This window comes from Thalassococcus sp. S3 (assembly GCF_004216475.1).
Taxonomy (GTDB): domain Bacteria; phylum Pseudomonadota; class Alphaproteobacteria; order Rhodobacterales; family Rhodobacteraceae.
The window spans coordinates 3,269,037-3,286,751 of sequence record NZ_CP022303.1; the positions used below are offsets into that span (position 1 = coordinate 3,269,037).

Annotated in this window: 19 protein-coding genes; 8 read left to right on the forward strand and 11 right to left on the reverse strand. The window is 61.2% G+C overall.

Going from position 1 to position 17,715, the window contains the following annotated elements; genetic code table 11:
• Positions 1-143 precede the first annotated feature (143 nt).
• Positions 144-662 carry a peptidoglycan-binding domain-containing protein gene (locus tag CFI11_RS16080; RefSeq protein WP_130407723.1) on the forward strand — a complete coding sequence of 173 codons (519 nt, stop codon included), beginning with the start codon at positions 144-146 and terminating at the stop codon, positions 660-662.
• A gap of 61 nt (positions 663-723) precedes the next feature.
• Here the strand turns inward: CFI11_RS16080 and CFI11_RS16085 are convergent, their stop codons facing one another.
• The 7 genes from CFI11_RS16085 to CFI11_RS16115 form a co-directional block, all read right to left on the reverse strand.
• Positions 724-2,208: a Do family serine endopeptidase gene (locus tag CFI11_RS16085; RefSeq protein WP_130407725.1), complete on the reverse strand. Its 1,485-nt coding sequence runs from the start codon at positions 2,206-2,208 to the stop codon at positions 724-726.
• A gap of 165 nt (positions 2,209-2,373) precedes the next feature.
• Positions 2,374-2,580 carry a DUF2065 domain-containing protein gene (locus tag CFI11_RS16090; RefSeq protein WP_130407727.1) on the reverse strand — a complete coding sequence of 69 codons (207 nt, stop codon included), beginning with the start codon at positions 2,578-2,580 and terminating at the stop codon, positions 2,374-2,376.
• The gene (gene hflC / locus CFI11_RS16095) at positions 2,577-3,464 is read right to left on the reverse strand and encodes a protease modulator HflC (protein ID WP_130407729.1); all 888 of its coding nucleotides are present in this window, start codon (positions 3,462-3,464) and stop codon (positions 2,577-2,579) included. The genes CFI11_RS16090 and hflC overlap by 4 nt, the downstream gene beginning before the upstream one ends.
• On the reverse strand, positions 3,464-4,612 hold the full coding sequence (hflK, locus tag CFI11_RS16100; RefSeq protein WP_130407731.1) for an FtsH protease activity modulator HflK: 1,149 nt from the start codon (positions 4,610-4,612) through the stop codon (positions 3,464-3,466). The genes hflC and hflK overlap by 1 nt, the downstream gene beginning before the upstream one ends.
• A gap of 70 nt (positions 4,613-4,682) precedes the next feature.
• Positions 4,683-6,158 (reverse strand): FAD-dependent oxidoreductase, encoded by a 1,476-nt coding sequence (locus tag CFI11_RS16105; RefSeq protein WP_130407733.1) that lies wholly within the window; start codon positions 6,156-6,158, stop codon positions 4,683-4,685.
• A 9-nt stretch (positions 6,159-6,167) separates the two neighbouring features.
• A complete protein-coding gene (gene rpiA, locus CFI11_RS16110) occupies positions 6,168-6,956 on the reverse strand; it encodes a ribose-5-phosphate isomerase RpiA (protein ID WP_130407735.1) in 789 nt (262 codons plus the stop codon).
• A 73-nt stretch (positions 6,957-7,029) separates the two neighbouring features.
• A complete protein-coding gene (locus CFI11_RS16115) occupies positions 7,030-7,611 on the reverse strand; it encodes an EF-hand domain-containing protein (RefSeq protein WP_130410046.1) in 582 nt (193 codons plus the stop codon).
• 144 nt (positions 7,612-7,755) lie between these two features.
• Between CFI11_RS16115 and CFI11_RS16120 the strand changes: the two genes are divergently transcribed.
• The 3 genes from CFI11_RS16120 (at position 7,756) to CFI11_RS16130 (ending at position 10,838) form a co-directional block, all read left to right on the forward strand.
• Positions 7,756-8,442, forward strand: coding sequence for a glutathione S-transferase family protein (locus tag CFI11_RS16120; RefSeq protein WP_130410047.1), 687 nt, complete (start codon positions 7,756-7,758; stop codon positions 8,440-8,442).
• Position 8,443: 1 nt separating this feature from the next.
• Positions 8,444-9,817: an L-serine ammonia-lyase gene (locus CFI11_RS16125; RefSeq protein ID WP_130407737.1), complete on the forward strand. Its 1,374-nt coding sequence runs from the start codon at positions 8,444-8,446 to the stop codon at positions 9,815-9,817.
• A gap of 97 nt (positions 9,818-9,914) precedes the next feature.
• Complete coding sequence (locus CFI11_RS16130; protein WP_130407739.1) at positions 9,915-10,838, forward strand: DMT family transporter; 924 nt, start codon at positions 9,915-9,917, stop codon at positions 10,836-10,838.
• Here the strand turns inward: CFI11_RS16130 and CFI11_RS16135 are convergent.
• On the reverse strand, positions 10,777-11,475 hold the full coding sequence (locus CFI11_RS16135; RefSeq protein WP_130407741.1) for a thiamine diphosphokinase: 699 nt from the start codon (positions 11,473-11,475) through the stop codon (positions 10,777-10,779). The two genes, CFI11_RS16130 and CFI11_RS16135, sit on opposite strands and share 62 nt — an antisense overlap.
• Before the next feature lie 218 nt (positions 11,476-11,693).
• Between CFI11_RS16135 and CFI11_RS16140 the strand changes: the two genes are divergently transcribed.
• Positions 11,694-13,616 carry a hypothetical protein gene (locus CFI11_RS16140; protein ID WP_254448938.1) on the forward strand — a complete coding sequence of 641 codons (1,923 nt, stop codon included), beginning with the start codon at positions 11,694-11,696 and terminating at the stop codon, positions 13,614-13,616.
• Positions 13,617-13,670: 54 nt separating this feature from the next.
• Here CFI11_RS16140 and CFI11_RS16145 read toward each other — a convergent pair whose 3' ends face one another.
• Complete coding sequence (locus CFI11_RS16145) at positions 13,671-14,300, reverse strand: cation transporter (protein ID WP_130407745.1); 630 nt, start codon at positions 14,298-14,300, stop codon at positions 13,671-13,673.
• 74 nt (positions 14,301-14,374) lie between these two features.
• Here CFI11_RS16145 and CFI11_RS16150 point away from each other — a divergent pair, with 74 nt between their 5' ends.
• Entirely contained in the window at positions 14,375-14,797 is a 423-nt protein-coding gene (locus CFI11_RS16150) for a helix-turn-helix domain-containing protein (RefSeq protein WP_130407747.1), read from the forward strand.
• Here CFI11_RS16150 and CFI11_RS16155 read toward each other — a convergent pair.
• Both CFI11_RS16155 and CFI11_RS16160 read right to left on the reverse strand, forming a co-directional pair.
• Positions 14,794-15,033 carry a DUF2842 domain-containing protein gene (locus CFI11_RS16155; protein WP_130407749.1) on the reverse strand — a complete coding sequence of 80 codons (240 nt, stop codon included), beginning with the start codon at positions 15,031-15,033 and terminating at the stop codon, positions 14,794-14,796. The two genes, CFI11_RS16150 and CFI11_RS16155, sit on opposite strands and share 4 nt — an antisense overlap.
• The gene (locus CFI11_RS16160) at positions 15,033-16,325 is read right to left on the reverse strand and encodes an adenylosuccinate synthase (protein WP_130407751.1); all 1,293 of its coding nucleotides are present in this window, start codon (positions 16,323-16,325) and stop codon (positions 15,033-15,035) included. The genes CFI11_RS16155 and CFI11_RS16160 overlap by 1 nt, the downstream gene beginning before the upstream one ends.
• 57 nt (positions 16,326-16,382) lie before the next feature.
• On the opposite strand from CFI11_RS16160, the gene CFI11_RS16165 reads away from it, so the two are divergent.
• Positions 16,383-17,243 (forward strand): aminoglycoside N(3)-acetyltransferase, encoded by an 861-nt coding sequence (locus CFI11_RS16165; protein ID WP_130407753.1) that lies wholly within the window; start codon positions 16,383-16,385, stop codon positions 17,241-17,243.
• Between the two features lie 63 nt (positions 17,244-17,306).
• Positions 17,307-17,702 carry a DUF6524 family protein gene (locus CFI11_RS16170; protein ID WP_130407755.1) on the forward strand — a complete coding sequence of 132 codons (396 nt, stop codon included), beginning with the start codon at positions 17,307-17,309 and terminating at the stop codon, positions 17,700-17,702.
• Positions 17,703-17,715 lie beyond the last annotated feature (13 nt).

Genomic DNA, 17,715 nt, shown 5'->3' on the forward strand with positions numbered 1-17,715 from the left:
TAGGCCACACCAGCCCCTTTTGCGACCCTTCCGGAGGCGCAAGCTTGCACCAGCGGTTTCTTTCGTCGATCCCGATCAAGCGAGAGGCTTTCCGGGTCGCTCAAACTGCGCTACCGTCCCGAAAACGTGAATAGATCCCGAGCATGCTCCGCACCCCATTCGCAATAGTTCTGGTTGGTCTCGGCCTGACGGGCTGCGCCGGGACAACCGATACCGATGACCCATCCCTGACCGCATATCGCAGCGTCAGCGCCCCGCCGGGGGCCGCGCCGGGAACCTGCTGGGGAAAGACAACACAACCGGCCATCATTGAAACGATTACCGAACAGATCGTGGTGGAGGCCGAAAAGCGCGACGACGACGGCACCCTGCTTCGACCGGCCCGCTACCGCACCGAGACCCGTCAGTTGATTGTGCGGGAACGTTCGGAAACCTGGTTCGAAACCCCGTGCGCGGATGCGCTCACGCCGGAGTTTCTGTCATCTCTCCAGCGCGCTCTGGCCGCACGCGGCAAGTATTCCGGAGAGATCTCGGGCACGCTCGACGCACGCACGCGCACGGCGATCCGGGGCTACCAGCGGGAGGACGGGATAGACAGCCCGGTGCTTTCACTGGCAACGGCCCGTAAGCTCGGGCTTGTCGTCGCCGAACCCATAGACTGAGTGGATGAAACGAAACATGCGCGCCGCATTGCAGCGCGCATGAAGATGTTGCTGACGGATCCTATTCTTCGAGACCCAGTGCCACAAAGCGCGGATCACCGTCGCGCCGCACCAAGAGAAGCAGCGATTTCCGACCGGCATCGCGTGCTTCCTCGATCCGGTCATCCAGGGCTGCCAGGGTCGACAGTTTCTGCTGACCCGCTTCGGTGATCAGATCGCCCGCACGCAAGCCCTTCTCAAAGGCTTCGGAGGTTTCGTCGATCTCGGTCACCACCAGACCTTCGGCACTGTCGGCAAGGCCAAGTTGGGAGCGCAGTTCGTCGTTGAGCACGCTGAGTGTCAGGCCAAGAACGGACTTCTCGTTCTCAATCGCCTCGGGAGCGGTCATTGCCGCAGGCACCTCGCGCTCGGCATCTTCACGACGGCCCAGCGTCACGCGAACAGTTTGCGTATTGCCTTCGCGGAACACCACGACGCGCACCGCTTTGCCGACCTCGGTGTTGCCGACCTGGCGGACAAGCCCTCTTGTGTCGCTGACGTCACGACCATCGAAACTCAGAATGACGTCTCCGGCAAGAAGGCCCGCATCCTTGGCCGGTCCGTCCGGCACATCGGTGATCAAGGCACCGGACGCACGTTCCAGGCCCATCGCCTCGGCCACGTCGTCGGTCACGTCCTGAATACGCACACCCAACCAGCCACGGCGGGTTTCACCGAATTGGCGCAGCTGATCCACGACGCTTGTCACCACGTTGGAGGCCATGGAAAAACCGATCCCGATGGATCCCCCATTGGGCGACAGGATGGCAGTGTTCACGCCGATCACGTCACCGCTCATGTTAAAGAGCGGCCCGCCCGAATTACCACGGTTGATCGCGGCATCGGTCTGGATGTAGTCGTCATAGCTTCCGCTCAGAGCCCGGTTGCGGGCCGACACGATCCCGGCGGAGACCGAAAATCCCTGCCCCAGCGGGTTCCCCATTGCGATCACCCAGTCCCCGACACGTGCCGTGTCACTGTCGCCGAAACTGACGAAACGCAGCGGATTATCCGCTTCGACCTTCAGAAGCGCGATATCGGTGTTCGGATCGGTTCCAACGACTTCGGCCGGCAAGCGTTCTGTCGGCTGGCCTTCGCCCGGGAAGAACTCGATCAGGATCTCGTCCGCGCCTTCGATCACGTGGTTGTTGGTAACGACATAACCGTCTTCGGAGATCACGAAACCCGATCCCAGAGCCGAAGAGCGGCGTGGCCGGTTACCGTCATTGTTGCGATCCTGAAATTCCCGAAAGAAATCCTCGAACGGCGATCCTTCCGGCACGATCCCCTGCGGACCGGTGCGGCCTTCGACAACGGTCGATGTCGTGATATTCACAACCGCCGGGCTGATCTGTTCGGCCAGCGGTGCAAGGCTTTCTGGCCGGGCTTGTGCTGCGATGGCCTGGACCAGCAGGACCGCGAAGGCCAGTAGACCCATCCAGAACACCCGGTGAACCGGGCGCAGTGCCTCCGCATGACGGGCGCGTGCGATTGGCTGAGGCTTCATCCTCTTCTCCTTGGCAAATTCGTTTTGCGACGTCCGAAAGACGCCACTTGTCCTAGTCATGGTGCATCTAGGCAGCACGATCATCAATAACAAAGGTGGTGCGGGATCGCGCGGTTTCAATTGGATGTGATGGACGCGTGACAGAGCTGCATACGGCGCGCGCCTCTAAAACGGCAGTCCGGGGCCGATCTGCTCGGCGATCCAGATCAGCAGAAGTCCGGTCACGAGCGCCAGCGCCCCCACCTGCCGACGCGCTGTTTCCGGCAGCATGCGCAGGGCATCCAGCATCCGCTCGATAAGCGAAGGGGCCAGCAGATATGCCAGCCCCTCCACAATAAGCACCAGCCCGAGGGCCAGAAAGATCAGGGTCATCGGCCTGCGGTGGTCGTGGCCCCGGAAATGCCGTTTGGCGACCTCAGATAGTTAAAGAACTCCGAGTCAGGCGAAAGAACCATGGTGGAGTTCTGGCCCTGCAAAGCCCTCTGGTAAGCGGTGAGCGAGCGATAGAACTCAAAGAAATCACGGTCCTGACCAAAGGCCTGTGCAAAGATCGAGTTTCGCCGGGCATCCGCCTCACCACGAATGATCTCGGCCTGCCGCTGAGCATCCGACACAAGCTCGACTACGGTCCGATCCGCCTGGGCGCGCACCCGTTGGGCCGCCTCGTTACCGCGGGCCCGTTCATCTGTCGCTTCCCGTTCCCGTTCTGCGATCATCCGTTCGAATGTCGCTTCGAGGTTCTGGGACGGCAGGTCGGTCCGTTTCAGACGCACGTCGATGATCTCCACCCCCAGCGCGCGCGCCTCGGCGATCGCGTTGTTCCGAATGCGAAGCATCAGAGCAGCCCGGTCGCTCGACAGGATATCGTCGGAGGCGACAGACCCCAGGATCTCACGCAGCTCGGCGCGCAGGATCGAATCGAGCCGGCTTTCAGCGGTTGTGATCCCGCCCACACCGACGGCCTGTCGGAACTGGTTCACATCGACGATGCGATAGCGCGCGAACGCATCCACCACGAGCCGGCGATCGTCGAGTGGCGTGATCTCAAGCGGGTCGATGTCCCGGCTCAGGATCCGGTCGTCATAGCGCACAACCTCCTGAATGACCGGGATTTTAAACGCCAGGCCAGGCTCTTCCTTCACCATGACCACACGACCGAATTGCAGCACCAACGCCTTTTCACGCTCATCCACGATGAAGATCGCCGACATGCCGGTGAGGACAAAAACGACAACAAGAATAATCAGATAGCGCATCAGTTCGATCCTCCTGCGCGGCGCAGTTCGTTAAGCGGCAGGTACGGCACGACGCCTTGAGTGCCACCCTGACCATTCTCGTCCAGAATGATCTTGTCGATGCGGCCCAACACCTCCTCCATCGTTTCCAGATAGAGGCGCTTGCGCGTCACCTCGGGCGCTTGCTCATATTCGCCGAGAACGGCGAGGAAGCGGCTGGCTTCACCTTCGGCCTCATTCACAACGCGCGCGCGATATCCTTCGGCTTCCTCCAGAAGCTGGGCCGCCTCACCACGCGCTTCGGCGAGAACACGGTTGGCATAGGCATCGGCCACGTTCTGCAGACGATCCCGCTCCTGTTCGGCGGCTTGCACGTCACGGAAGGCGTCAATCACAGAGGCCGGCGGGTCAGCTTTGTCAAAGTTCACCCGGATGATGTTCACGCCGCTGTCATAACTGTCGAGCGTTGACTGGATCAGCTCCTGCAGACGGCTGGCGATGATACCGCGGTCCCGGTTGAGGATCGGTGCAAGATCGGACTGGGCGATAATCTCGCGCATCGCGGATTCGGATACGGCCCGGATCGTGGAGCGTGCATCGCGCAGGTTGAACAGGAATTTCGCGGGATCGTTGATGTTCCAGACGACCTGGAAGTCGATATCGACGATGTTCTCGTCACCCGTGAGCATCAGCCCGGCATCCGTGCCGCGCCCGCCCACACCGATATCTTCGGTCTGTTCCCGGGTCACCGGGATGACTTCGGCCGTTACGATCGGCCAGGGGGCGAAATTCAGGCCCGGATTGCCAATCGCCGAAAACTCACCGAGGAAAAGCTCCACCGACTGTTCTTCGGGTCGTACCGTGTAAAAGCTGCGCAACCCCCAAAGGACGACCAGCAACAGGATCGCGATGATGATCGTGCCGCGGGTCAGGAACGGACTGCCGCCGCCCTGGCCGCGTCCGCCACCACCCTGACCGGTTCCACCGCGACCGCCCATGAGCACGCGCAGCTGTTCCTGGCCTTTTTTCATCAGCTCGTCGATTTCGGGGATCTGAGGCCCATCGCCTTCGGGGCGGCGTCCTCCGCCACCTCCTTCGTTGTTGCCTCTGTTTCCTCCACCGCCGGAAGAACCGCCGCCCCCCCAGGGGCCGCCGTTGTTGCCTGCCATATGTATTAGTCCCCTCTCATGCCGCGTACTAGCGGCGTCGTGTTGTAACCTGTGCGTTGACCAATGAAATTCAAGCCGTACTCACGGGGGTTTTCATTGTCACGATTTCTTCGGACATAGTGGGATGTACCGCCACTGTCCGATCAAAATCCTCTTTTGTCGCACCCATTTTGACGGCGATCCCCGCAAGCTGAATCATCTCGCCGGCATTTGGCGCCACGATGTGGCATCCCAGGATCTTCCGCGTCTCTACGCTGACCACTAGCTTCATCAACACCCTGTCGGTGCGTCCGGCAAAGGCCGTCTGCATCGGGCGAAAGCTCGTGCAATAGATCTCTACCGGCTCCTGTTCGCGCGCGTCCTCTTCGCTCAGCCCGATCGTTCCCATCTCGGGCTGTGTGAAGATCGCGCTTGGGATGAGATCGTGGTCGACGGGTGTCGGGTTGCCCTTGAACACGGTTTCGACAAACGCCATGCCCTCGCGGATGGCGACAGGCGTCAGGTTTACGCGATCGGTCACATCCCCGATGGCAAAGACCGAAGGCACGGCGGTCTGGCTATATTCATCAACCTCGACCTCTCCACGTCGGCCAAGTTTCACGCCGATCTGCTCAAGGCCCATATCTGACGTGTTGGGATCGCGCCCTGTCGCGAAAAGAACGGCATCGAAAACCTTTTCGCGACCGTTGGTGGCCTTCACCCAGATCGGCCCTCCGCGTTCTGCGGATTGCGACCCGGATTGCCGCTCGGCGACTGCGGCGATGTCCTGGGATGACGCGCCCATCGCCGCGTCCGACCCGGTGCCGGTATTCGAGATCGTGTGATCGTCCGAAGCCGGGGCCATCTCCACGATATTCGTCCCTGTTCTCAGGTCGATGCCCCGCTCGCGCATGGATTCTGCAATCAGCCCGCGCGCTTCCTCGTCGAAACCGCGCAGGATCTGTGCGCCACGATAGTATTGTGTCACCTCGACACCCAAACCATGCAGGATGCAGGCAAATTCGCATGCGATATAGCCGCCGCCGATGATCAGGATCGACTTCGGCAGGCTCTCCAGATGAAAAATGTCGTCCGAAACAATGCCCAGCTCGGCGTTCGCGATGGCCGGGCGGACCGGGTGACCGCCCGTGGCAACCAGAATGTGCTTGGCCGTCTTGGTTTCGCCGGTGCTCAGCTCGATCGTATGCGCATCCTTCAGAACCGCCCGCGCGTCGAAGGTTTCGACACCCGATTGCGCCAGCAGACTGCGATAAACGCCTTCCAGCCGGTCAAGCTCGCTGTTCAGACGCGTGCGAAAGCTTTGCCAGTCAAATGGCCCGTCCCTGAGTTCCCAGCCATAGGCTTTGGCATCGGCGACAACCTCGTTGTATTCAGAGGCGAAGACCATGAGCTTTTTGGGCACGCAGCCGCGGATCACGCAGGTTCCACCGTAGCGATCCATTTCCGCCAGGGCGACCTTGGCGCCCGCATCTCCCGCCGCGACACGGGCCGCGCGCACGCCGCCTGAGCCGCCGCCGATGACGAACAGATCATAATCAAAGCTCATAAGAGATCCTTAATCCGCCAGATCGGTGAAAAGATTGTCCGTTTCGACAAAATCCAGCCGATCATGCTCTATTGTGCCTTCATTGATGTCGCGCAATTCGACCCGGCCGTCGCCGTAGCCAATCACAACGGTGTCACAGATATCGATGAAGAGACCGTTTTCAACCACGCCGGGCATCTGGTTCAGCACCATCGCCAATTGGCGGGCGTTGCCGATCCGGTTGAGGTGCAGATCCAGGATGTGATTGCCCTCATCCGTGATGAACGGTGTCTCTCCATTCATTCTGAGCGACGCTGACCGGCCAAGCACATCCATCGAGATCAGCGTTTCCTCGATCAAGGCCTGTGTCGTCTGCCAGCCAAAGGGGATCACCTCCACCGGCAGGGGAAAGGCGCCCAACGCCTCCACCTCTTTGCCGATATCGGCGATCACAATCATGCGATCCGACGCCGTGGCGACAATCTTCTCCTGCAGCAGCGCGCCGCCCCCTCCCTTGATCAGGTTCAGGTCGCCGTCAAATTCATCCGCGCCGTCGATCGTCAGGTCGAGCCAGCGGGCCTCGTCAAGAGAGATCACCTCGATCCCGACCTCGCGCGCCAATTGCGCCGTTCGCGTAGATGTCGGCACCCCTTTGATCCTCAGACCATCGTCCCGCACCATCTCTCCCAGGCACCGCACCAGCCATGCCGCTGTGCTTCCCGTACCCAATCCAACGCGCATTCCGTTCTCAACGAACCCGGCCGCCCGCTTCGCGGCCACGAATTTCGCTTTGTCGATGGGCGATAGCTCTCCGCTCATTCAGCCGACTCCGATCGTTTCGCGCATTTATAGGGAATGAGACGACCAAGTGCGAGGGGGGTCATGCGTGCCCTTAGGTCTTGGCGCCCAACACAGTGATCGCCGCGCCGATCTCTTCGAGGCTGACAAACCCGTTTTCGTCCAGATCGAAACTCATGAAACTCAAGAGCAGCGCTTCATCCGCTTCGGTGACATCCGCCAGAGCGACCGTCTGGGCCTGGCGCCGCATTTCATCCAGGGTCACAATGCCGTCATCGTCCCTGTCGGCGGCCTTGTGAAACAGAAGCAGCGCGCCCCGGCTTCGCGCCGCGCTCGCCGCGATCAATGCTCGCAGTTCTTCCTGCGTCACCCGCCCGTCGCCATCCAGATCCGCAAGAAGCATCTTTCGAATTTCCCTGGCCCGGATATGCGCCCGCTGCACCGCTATGGACGTGCGGATACCGTTGGCATCGATGCCACGCGGGCCGCCGTAGCCAAGAATAAGACCCGCCGCCTCTTCCAGGAAGCGCGAGGGAGATTTGCGCAAGCGCTGCAGGACGCGATGAGGCAGGCTGCCCTCCAGCACCTGCAGATTGGCAGAGCCAAAGGCCTCCTCCGCCGGATCGGCGGTCGCCGGCGAACCCGCAAGGGCAAGGATCAATAGCAGGTGGCGCATTTCAAGAACCCCGTTTTTCCAAGCAGCGTGCCGGCAGGGAGGTTAAGAACCGGTAAATTCCCGCGGATGGGCGGCGTCACAAACCAGGGGCCAAGCGTCGTTTTCCGGCGGTTTGAGACCGAAGGCGACACGCCAAATAGCGGTATGACCTACCGCCTCCACTATGCACCAGATAACGCATCGCTCATCGTTCGGCTTACGCTGGAGGAGATGGGACTGGCGTATGAGACGGTTCTGGTCGACCGTTCCATCTCCGCCCAGCGCAGCGAGGGATATCTTGACCTCAACCCCAACGGGCTGATCCCGGTGCTGGAAACGGAGCATGGGCCAAAGTTCGAAACCGGGGCCATCCTGCTTTGGCTCAGCGAACGTCATGGAGAGATGATGCCCACCGGTCCGGACCGGGCGGACGCGCTGAAGTGGCTCTTTTTCGTCTCCAATACGTTACACGCCGATATGCGCATCCTGTTCTATCCGGCCAAATATACCTCCGGCGACGCCGCGCCCGTTCGCCGGTCCGCGATCAAACGGCTCAAAACCCATCTTGGCATTCTGGAAAACATGGCAGCGAGCGGTCAAACCTGCTTTGGCGCGGTAGACCCGACGGTTCTTGACTACTATATCGCGGCCTGCCTGAGGTGGCTGGCGATCTATCCCGCTGATACAAACCGGGACTGGTTTCAGCTTACGGCCTACCCGACGCTTGAGGCCGCGCTTTCGCGACTGGAAACGCGACCGGCGATCCGGGCGGCGCAGGCTGCCGAAGGGCTTGGGCCGACGCCGTTCACGGCGCCCGTTTACGCAGCGCCACCGGAAGGGAGTGCGACCTGAAATGTTTCTGTCTGTCTTCGAGATGTTCAAGGTCGGGATCGGCCCGTCCTCCTCTCACACGATGGGGCCGATGGTTGCCGCGGGCCGCTTCCTTGAAATGATGCGCGCCTCGCCATTCGAGTTTGGCGGCGTAAGGGCGTCCCTGCACGGCTCCCTGGCCTTTACGGGTGTCGGTCACGCGACCGACAGGGCCACCATTCTGGGGCTTGCCGGGTTCGCACCGGAAACGTATGAGGCGGATGCGGCAGAGGCCGCCCTTTCGAAGATCCGGGAAACCGGCACGATCACGACCGACGGGCTTGGCACGTTGCTTTTTGCGCCCGCAAATGACCTGATCTTCGATTTCGACCACCCCCTGCCGGGCCACGCGAACGGTATGCGGCTGATGGCAACGGATGCCCAGGGAGACGTGATCCTGCAGGAGGTCTTCTATTCGATCGGGGGCGGTTTCGTTCTGACCGAAGCGGAATTGGCATCAGGCAAGGCAACCGATGAAGGCGCCCCCGTGCCCTATCCGTTCAAATCCGCCGCGGAAATGCTGGAGATGTCGAAATCCTCCGGTCTGTCCATCGCAGACATGAAGCGCGCCAACGAGATCTCGCGCGGCTGTCGGGAGAGCCTTCGAACCGGCACGGCCCGGATCTGGCAGGTCATGAATGACTGCATTGAACGTGGCTTGGCGAGCGATGGGACGCTTCCGGGCGGACTTGGCGTTCGACGACGGGCAAAGGGTATTCATGATGCCCTTCTCGCCGAAAGGGGAATGAACCTCGCGCCGCCGCATACGATCAACGACTGGATGAGCGTGTATGCGATGGCCGTGAACGAGGAAAACGCCGCCGGCGGTCAGGTGGTCACCGCTCCGACCAACGGCGCGGCAGGCGTCGTTCCGGCGACGTTGAGATACTATCTCGACCATGTTCCGGGCGCGGTACCGTCGCATGTGGAGACGTTCCTGCTGACCGCCGCCGCCATCGGCGGATTGGTGAAGTTCAATGCCTCGATCTCGGGCGCGGAAGCGGGATGCCAGGCCGAGGTTGGCAGCGCCTCTGCAATGGCGGCGGCGGGGCTGTGCGCTGTTATGGGCGGCACGCCGGAGCAGGTCGAAAACGCGGCCGAAATCGCGCTCGAACATCATCTGGGCATGACCTGCGATCCGGTCAAAGGCTTGGTGCAGGTCCCGTGTATCGAGCGCAACGGTCTGGGCGCGATCAAGGCCGTTTCAGCGGCGAGCCTGGCCCTGCGGGGCGACGGCACACATCTGGTGCCGCTCGACGCCTGTATCGAGACCATGCGTCAGACGGGCGAGGATATGAGCGAGAAATACAAGGAAACCTCGCTCGGCGGGTTGGCGGTGAACATACCGAACTGCTGACGCCGATAAGCACCAGCCTGATCAATCTTCGAGCAATCGTCCGCTTTCGCAACTTGAAGGCCTTGCTTGCACACGAACATCATGACTAGCGTGCGCCATGACGCAAGACCGGCCCGTTTTGGGCATTCTTCTTATGGTCGGCTTCTGCATTGTTGCACCGCTGGGTGACGCCGTGGCCAAGATCCTTGGTGACCGCGTGCCTTTGGGTCAGTTGCTTCTGATCCGCTTTGCCGTGCAGGCCGTCGTGCTGATCCCGCTCGTCATCCTGACCCGGAGGGCGTGGAAGATGCGTGGCCGGGTACTGGCGCTGGCCAGCCTGCGCACGGTTCTGCATATCATCGGGATCGGCGCGATGTTTACCGCGCTGCAATACCTGCCGCTCGCCGATGCCATCGCGATCGCCTTTGTCATGCCGTTCATCATGCTGATCCTGGGGCGCTATATCCTAGATGAAGAAGTGGGCCATCGTCGTCTGATCGCCTGTATCGTCGGCTTCATCGGGACGCTTCTGGTGATCCAGCCCAGCTTTGCCGAGGTGGGGTGGCCCGCCCTTTGGCCCGTTGTCGTTGCTGTCAACTTTTCGTTCTTCATTCTGACCACGCGGCAGATCGCGAAAGATACAGACCCAATTGGCCTTCAAGCGGTGAGCGGCGTCATGGCCTGTATCCTGCTGGCGCCCGCGCTTCTGGTCGGAGATGTCTTTGGCTTTGCGCCGCTTACGCTCATCACACCCGGTCAGATCGATTGGTCGCTTCTAATCGCTATCGGCCTTCTTGGCACAACCGCGCACCTGCTGATGACCTGGTCCCTGCGCTATGCACCGTCCGCCACGCTGGCACCGATGCAATATATCGAAATACCGGTAGCGACGTTGTTCGGATGGCTCATCTTCCGGGATCTTCCAAATCAGATCGCAACGATTGGCATTCTGATCACGGTCGCCGCCGGCCTTTACATCATCATGCGCGAGCAGATCGCGGCGCGGGCTTTGGCCAGGTCTGCGGCGGCAGCGCCTCAATAAGCTGGGGCAGACGCGCGCGCGGCAGGATCAAAAGCATCCTTGGCGTGTCAAAACTCAAGGTCACCTTGCCCGTGGCGCGATTTGACGTCCCGATCCGGTCGTCCGGCGCAAACCGAAGCTCATCTATGGGCCATTGCAGACCTTCCGACCGGCCACCGACCTCTCCCATCGGGAAAAGGGACACGATATCGCCCGCAGAGAGGTCCACCGTCAGGCAGGGCGGCGCCAGGATCGTGACGTCCTCTGTGCCGACAAGAATACAGGGGCGATCCGGGTGGCGAACAAGCGTGTGAAAGGCCGCAAGCTGGTGATCCACGCGCGCGCCCAGAAACCCGACCGCCAGAACAAGCGGCGCCGATACGTTGCGCAACGCTTTGTCAAAGTCGGTGCTGTCCTGTTCGTTGATCTGAAAAAAGCGTTCCGGGGGAATGGCAGCCCGGTCTTCCGCTGAAATCGAGTCGAAGTCGCCGATCACCGCTTCGGGCACATGACCGGCCTGCAGTGCCAGTCGGGCCCCGCCATCCGCCGCAACCAGCCGCCGCCCATAGATCAATGCGTCCAAAACATCATCTGGTGCAGCCTCACCGCCGCCGACCAACGTGACTGTTTCGCGGGAATTAACAATGGCTCGAATCATGGCATTTTTTGGACGATTCCGGAAACGGACACAATTGCGACACAAAATGATACGGTTAATTGCACAGATTCGGACCGCTTTTGACCGGTCCTCTTTGGTAAACCGCTGGTCACAACTCAGAGGACGAGCATCCAATGGTACAAACAAACAAGATACTCACGGTCTCATATGGCACGTTTTCGTGCACCCTGGAGGGGTTCGAGGATTCTTTCGGTACCATGACGAAGATCGCGGAATACTTCCGTGATCTTGCAGCGGACGACAGGTATTTCGGCGCAGAGCCACCGCAGCCCGACGCGGATATGCTGGCGCGGATTGCAGAAAAAGAGATCGCCAGACAGGTGCAGGCACGACGGGACGGCAACGGGATCGTTCTGAAAGCGCAGGACGCTTTGCCGATGCCCGAGACCGTGGAACCGGCCCCTGATCAGGCGGAAGTCGCGGAACGTCAGCACGAACCGGTGGAAGAGAAAGCCCAAGAGGCGCCGACGTTCGAGGAGCCAGCGGCCGAAACACTCATGCCCTTCGAAGACGACGGTTCGGACGTCCCAACGGACGACGAGCCTGAGAGCTTCGAGAGGTTCGAGGCAGAGCCGGAGATGGCTGCGCCGCCTGCCTCCGCGCCCGACAGCATCGCGGCCAAGCTGCAACGGATCCGGGCAGTGGTGTCGCAGAACGACCCGCAGGAGGACGAAGGGGGCTACTCCGAAGATGAGCACGCCGACGCGTTGCAAAACGAGGTGCTGGCATCAACCGAAGAACTGACCCCGCTTGATCTGGATGTTCCCGAGGAGCCCGAGCAGGAGGATGACGATGATGTCGAGGCGTTGCTCGACCGCCTGGATGTCGGAACACCGGAAGAGGACGAACCGAACGACAGTCTTTTCCAAGAGATCGCGCAGGACGAGACGGCGGATGAGGAAGATGACGCCCAGGATGACCTGACGAATATCCTTGCGGAGAACGAGGCGCCTGAGACACCGTCCGCGGAAGCCCCCGCAAGAGCGCCCATTCGCGCCCGCGTGATCAAGGTGAAGCGCGCCGATCTTGACGCCGCTTTGGCCAGCGGCAGCATCGAAGATATCAGCCAGGTTGCCAGAGAGGCAGAAGAAAGCACTCTCTCGGATGAGGACGAAGCAGATCTGATGCGCGAGCTGGCTGAGGTCGAAGCGGATATCGCGGTCAGCCGCGGTGAAACGCCGACCATCGGTCAGGCGGAGGAAGATACCACGCTTGCCGAGGATCTGGACGAGGAGCATGCCGAGAATGATCTGGCGCCAAGTCTTGAAGACACGCTCGCGGCCGTTCTGGAGGATACGCTGACCGCCGATGAGCCGGCAGAACCGACCATGGAGGCCGTGGAGCAACCGCAAACGTTTGATGACAGCGCCGATACCGGCAGAGGCGAGAGCGAAGAGCTTAGCCAACCGACCTCGGATGAGAACCCAGAGCCTGCGGCGCCCGCGACTCCTGAAGTCGACCGGGACATCTCGCGTCTGATGGCGGAAACGGATACGAAAATGGACGCGCCAGAGAGTTCGTCCAAACGCGCAGAGATCGCGCATCTGCGTGCCGCGGTGGCCGCAGCCGAGGCCGACCAAAGCCTGAGCGACACGGTCAACGCGGGACAGGACGAAGTTTACCGCGAAGACCTCGCCAATGTCGTGCGTCCACGCCGCCCGGACACAGCGCTTGGACGGCGCCGCAGACCCGGAGAGGACCGCCCGGCGCCGCTCAAGCTGGTGGCCGAACAGCGTGTGGATGACGCGGCAGAAGCTGTCTCCAGCGGACCGGTCCGCCCCCGGCGCATCGGTGTGTCTGTACCGGTGGAGCCGGAGCAAGCCGGAGAAAGTTCAAGCGGGTTTGCGGAGTTCGCAGCATCTCAGGGCGCAAGCGAGCTGCCTGACCTGTTGGAAGCTGCCGCGGCGTATCTGTCGTTTGTGGAAGGACGCGATCAGTTCTCCCGCCCGCAATTGATGACCAAAGTGCGGATGGTCGAGCAAAGTGATTTCAGCCGCGAAGATGGCCTGCGGTCCTTTGGTCAGCTTCTCCGGGACGGCAAGATCGAGAAAATCAAGGGCGGGCGTTTCACCGTGTCAGACCGGATCGGCTTCAAACCCTCGGATCGCGCGGCGAGCTGAGAGAGGCAGATAAGAAACGGGCGGGTGCAATGCTGCGCTGGCCTGTCCGCCCACCTAAAGCAGACGCGGCGCTTGGGCGAGCGCACGTTCCGCCAGTGCCTGCCGCGTGATCTGCACGGCCGAGCTGAGAAAGAGCGCCGCCATCAGGGCCGCCACGATCAGATCGGGCCAGCCGGTGGCCGTGCCCCAGACACCAAGCGCCGCCATCATCACCGCGACATTGCTGATCGCATCATTGCGCGAGCAGAGCCAAACCGAACGCACATTCGCATCGCCGTCCTTGTAGCGCACCAGAATGAAAACGCTGGCCATGTTCGCGGCAAGGGCGAGGCCACCAACCAGGCCCATCACTTGGGCCTGTGGCACGCCGACAGCCAGAACCTGATAAAGTGTCGAGCCGAGGACCCAAAAGCCAAGGACAGCAAGGCTGATCCCCTTGGCCAGCGCCGCCGTGGCGCGCACCGACAGGCTTGCCCCGATCACCGCAAGCGAAATGCCATAGGTTGCGGCATCGGCAAAGAAATCCAGCGCGTCCGCCATCAGCGCCTGCGACTGGGCGATATGCCCCGCGCTCATCTCGACAACAAACATCACCGCGTTGATCGCAATCACCAGCCATAGCCTGCGCTCGTAATCTGGCGAAAGGCCGTCAAATCGCACATCCTGCCCGCAACATCCCGCCATGCCTGCTCCTTTCGGTCCGTCACGAAACAGGACATAATCCCTCTAGTCACTAGAGGTTCAAGAGGAGAATTGCGATGTTTTCGATCGGTGCGCTCTCTCGTCAGACCGGGGTCAAGGTGCCAACGATCCGCTATTACGAGGAGATCGGTCTTGTCTCACCGGCAGGCCGCAACGCGGGCAATCAGCGTCGGTATGACAGCACGGCGCTGGATCGGCTGGGTTTTGTCAAACATGCGCGCGAGCTTGGCTTTTCCATCCCCGATATCCGGGTGCTTCTGGGCTTGCAGGACAATCCCGACCAGGCCTGTGCCGAGGCAAGCGCGATTGCCATCCAGCAACGTGATGCCCTGCGCAACCGGATTGCGCAGTTACAGCGCCTTGAGCGGGAATTGACCCGGATCGCGGATGGATGCCCAGGGGACGAGCCGACCGGATGTGCGGTGCTGACCGCCCTGTCCGATCACAGCCTCTGCACTGGGCCGCACCAGGGCGCCTAATTCTGGGGCGGCTCGTCCGGGTCGGCCTGCCCCACGCCGCGAAAGATGAACTTGAACGGTAAGGCCCACACAATGCCAAGCAGCAGATAGATCAGGAATTCGATCCAAAGCGGTGGCCGGTCCAGCAGGTTCATGATCGTGACGGCGGCCACGATATAGGCCGGCAACCCCACAAGCAGGATCACCAGGGACCAGCGGCGGCGCGCCTTGTAGCTCAAAACGGTTTTGTCAGACATCAATCGGCAAAAGGGTCCGTGACTAGGATCGTATCATCGCGTTCGGGTGAAGTTGAAAGTAAGGCGACCGGGCACTCGATCAACTCTTCCACCCGACGGACATATTTGATGGCGTTGGCGGGCAGGTCCGCCCAGCTGCGGGCACCCTCGGTGCTTTCGTGCCAGCCGGGCATCTCTTCGTAGATCGGGGTACAGCGGGCCTGTTGATCGGCGGCCGTAGGCAGATATTCCAGCCGCTCTCCATCCAGATCGTAGCCGACACAGATTTTCAGGGTGTCAAAGCCATCGAGAACATCAAGCTTGGTCAGAGAAATCCCGTTCACGCCAGAGGTCGCGCAGGTCTGGCGCACCAACACCGCATCGAACCACCCGCAGCGGCGCTTGCGGCCCGTGACAGTGCCAAATTCATGCCCGCGCTCTCCCAGACGCTGACCGTCGTCATCGTCGAGTTCCGTCGGGAACGGTCCCTCTCCCACACGGGTCGTGTAGGCCTTGACGATGCCCAGCACGAAATCGACCGAGCCGGGGCCAATCCCCGTCCCCGTCGCCGCCTGCCCCGCAATCACGTTGGAGGATGTCACGAACGGATAGGTGCCAAAGTCGATATCCAACAGCGCGCCCTGTGCCCCTTCAAAGAGAATGCGTTTTCCGGCCTTGCGCTTTTCGTTCATTACCTTCCAGACGGGACCTGCATATTGAAGGATCTCCGGCGCGATTTCCTGCAGTCTGGCGATCAGACCGTCGCGATCAATCGGTTCCAGCCCAAGTCCTGCGCGCAGCGCGTTGTGGTGGATCAGCGCGCGGTCGACGCGCAGGGCCAGGGTTGCGTGGTCGGCCAGATCGGCCACGCGGATGACCCGGCGGCCCACTTTGTCTTCGTAGGCCGGCCCGATACCGCGCCCGGTCGTGCCGATCTTGGCCACGCTGTTCTGGCTTTCCCGTGCGCGATCAAGCTCTCCGTGAAAGGGCAGGATCAGCGGCGTGTTCTCGGCGATCATCAGCGTCTCGGGCGTGATCTCGACGCCCTGCGCGCGAATGGACTGGATCTCTTCGACCAGATGCCACGGGTCCAGCACTACGCCGTTGCCGATCACGCTCAGCTTGCCGCCACGCACCACCCCGGATGGCAACGCGTTCAGCTTATAGACCTCGCCGTCGATGACCAGCGTGTGACCCGCGTTGTGCCCCCCCTGAAAGCGCGCGATGATATCGGCACGCTCACTCAGCCAATCCACGATCTTGCCTTTCCCTTCGTCACCCCACTGGGCGCCGACAACGACGACATTGGCCATCTGAGCATCCTTTGCGCTTGGTCAAACCCGCGCCCGTATAACGATCAGGCAAATCATGTGAAACCGCAAATCTCGGAATTGTCACCCGAAAGGCTTTATGACTATCGTGCCCGGATGACGCAGATGCCCGCGACCCGTGACAGCCTGCACCAAGATATGACCGCCCTCGGCATTGCTGAGGGCGATGGTGTCTTCGTTCATGCCTCCCTGGGTGCCATCGGTCCCGTCGTCGGCGGCGCGCGCGCTGTGATCGAAGCGCTGCAGGATTGTGTAGGGCCTGGGGGCCTGATCGGAATGCCGGCTTTTTCGCAAGATGCAAGATGGCCCGATCTCATCGACCGCGAAGCGTGTACGGAGGATCAACGGCGCGCAATTCAGAACGCGGTTCCCGCACATGATCCGCGATTGTCTCACTGCCTTGGCATGGGCCTTATCGCCGACACGTTCAGACAATGGCCCGGCACGGTTCGAAGCGATCACCCAAATGTCTCCGTCTGCCTGAACGGCGCAGAGGCCCAGCGCTTCGTTGCCCCGCACAGCGCCGCATGGGCGACGGGCGCTGACACACCCCTTGGATCGCTCGCAAGGCGCGCCAATATGAAAGTCCTTTTGATCGGCGTCGATTGGACCCGCTGCTCTCCTCTTCATACGGCCGAGTTTTATGCCAAGCCGCGCCGCACAAAGATCCGCCGCTTCAAGACCGGCGCGGGCCAGGCCCCTTGGCACGAGGTGCCCGATGTGGCGGATGATCTGGGGCGGATTTTTCCCGCAACCGGCGAGGCCTTCGAGGCCACCGGCCTCGTGACGTTCGGAGATATCGGGCAGGCCGGATGTCGGCTCTGCCCCTATGATCAGTTGCTCACATTCGCGACCCGCTTTATCGGTTCTGCGAATGCCGAGAGTGGTGATCGTCACTGACTGGACAGACAGTCCGGTTTGCGCAATGCAGATGGTCAAACGGCGGAAAGGACGATCTAAAGTATGGGCCTGTTTCTCAGATGGCTCTTCGCCTTCGCTCTGCTGGCGCTGACCTACAACCCGACAGACTGGAACTATGTCCGCTGGGCGCGCACCAACTATGAAGAACACCTGTCGCTGGCTGTTCTGTTCGGAATTGTTCTGGCGATCGGCTACATCATTTACCTCCGCGCGACCGTGCGGTCGATCGGGGGCTTTGGCATGTTTCTCGTACTTGCCCTTGTCTCGGCCCTTCTTTGGGTGCTTTACGATTTCGGCGTTCTCTCCCTTCAGAACCAGGCGCTGAATGTGTGGCTTGGCCTCTTCGCGCTGTCTCTCGTTCTTGGCGTGGGGCTGAGCTGGAGCCTGATCCGAAGACGCCTTTCAGGACAGGCCGATGTCGATGACATCGACGAGTGAAAATCCGCAGATA

What these genes read in the sequence shown, in the direction of transcription:
- CFI11_RS16150 (WP_130407747.1), top strand. Translation starts at nt 14,375, where the DNA reads ATGTTTTCGATCGGTGCGCTCTCTCGTCAGACCGGGGTCAAGGTGCCA.
- CFI11_RS16135 (WP_130407741.1), bottom strand. Translation starts at nt 11,475, where the DNA reads ATGATTCGAGCCATTGTTAATTCCCGCGAAACAGTCACGTTGGTCGGC.
- CFI11_RS16155 (WP_130407749.1), bottom strand. Translation starts at nt 15,033, where the DNA reads ATGTCTGACAAAACCGTTTTGAGCTACAAGGCGCGCCGCCGCTGGTCC.
- CFI11_RS16080 (WP_130407723.1), top strand. Translation starts at nt 144, where the DNA reads ATGCTCCGCACCCCATTCGCAATAGTTCTGGTTGGTCTCGGCCTGACG.
- hflK (WP_130407731.1), bottom strand. Translation starts at nt 4,612, where the DNA reads ATGGCAGGCAACAACGGCGGCCCCTGGGGGGGCGGCGGTTCTTCCGGC.
- CFI11_RS16090 (WP_130407727.1), bottom strand. Translation starts at nt 2,580, where the DNA reads ATGACCCTGATCTTTCTGGCCCTCGGGCTGGTGCTTATTGTGGAGGGG.
- CFI11_RS16170 (WP_130407755.1), top strand. Translation starts at nt 17,307, where the DNA reads ATGGGCCTGTTTCTCAGATGGCTCTTCGCCTTCGCTCTGCTGGCGCTG.
- CFI11_RS16160 (WP_130407751.1), bottom strand. Translation starts at nt 16,325, where the DNA reads ATGGCCAATGTCGTCGTTGTCGGCGCCCAGTGGGGTGACGAAGGGAAA.
- CFI11_RS16125 (WP_130407737.1), top strand. Translation starts at nt 8,444, where the DNA reads ATGTTTCTGTCTGTCTTCGAGATGTTCAAGGTCGGGATCGGCCCGTCC.
- CFI11_RS16105 (WP_130407733.1), bottom strand. Translation starts at nt 6,158, where the DNA reads ATGAGCTTTGATTATGATCTGTTCGTCATCGGCGGCGGCTCAGGCGGC.
- CFI11_RS16115 (WP_130410046.1), bottom strand. Translation starts at nt 7,611, where the DNA reads ATGCGCCACCTGCTATTGATCCTTGCCCTTGCGGGTTCGCCGGCGACC.
- CFI11_RS16140 (WP_254448938.1), top strand. Translation starts at nt 11,694, where the DNA reads ATGACGAAGATCGCGGAATACTTCCGTGATCTTGCAGCGGACGACAGG.
- CFI11_RS16085 (WP_130407725.1), bottom strand. Translation starts at nt 2,208, where the DNA reads ATGAAGCCTCAGCCAATCGCACGCGCCCGTCATGCGGAGGCACTGCGC.
- CFI11_RS16120 (WP_130410047.1), top strand. Translation starts at nt 7,756, where the DNA reads ATGACCTACCGCCTCCACTATGCACCAGATAACGCATCGCTCATCGTT.
- CFI11_RS16145 (WP_130407745.1), bottom strand. Translation starts at nt 14,300, where the DNA reads ATGGCGGGATGTTGCGGGCAGGATGTGCGATTTGACGGCCTTTCGCCA.
- hflC (WP_130407729.1), bottom strand. Translation starts at nt 3,464, where the DNA reads ATGCGCTATCTGATTATTCTTGTTGTCGTTTTTGTCCTCACCGGCATG.
- rpiA (WP_130407735.1), bottom strand. Translation starts at nt 6,956, where the DNA reads ATGAGCGGAGAGCTATCGCCCATCGACAAAGCGAAATTCGTGGCCGCG.
- CFI11_RS16130 (WP_130407739.1), top strand. Translation starts at nt 9,915, where the DNA reads ATGACGCAAGACCGGCCCGTTTTGGGCATTCTTCTTATGGTCGGCTTC.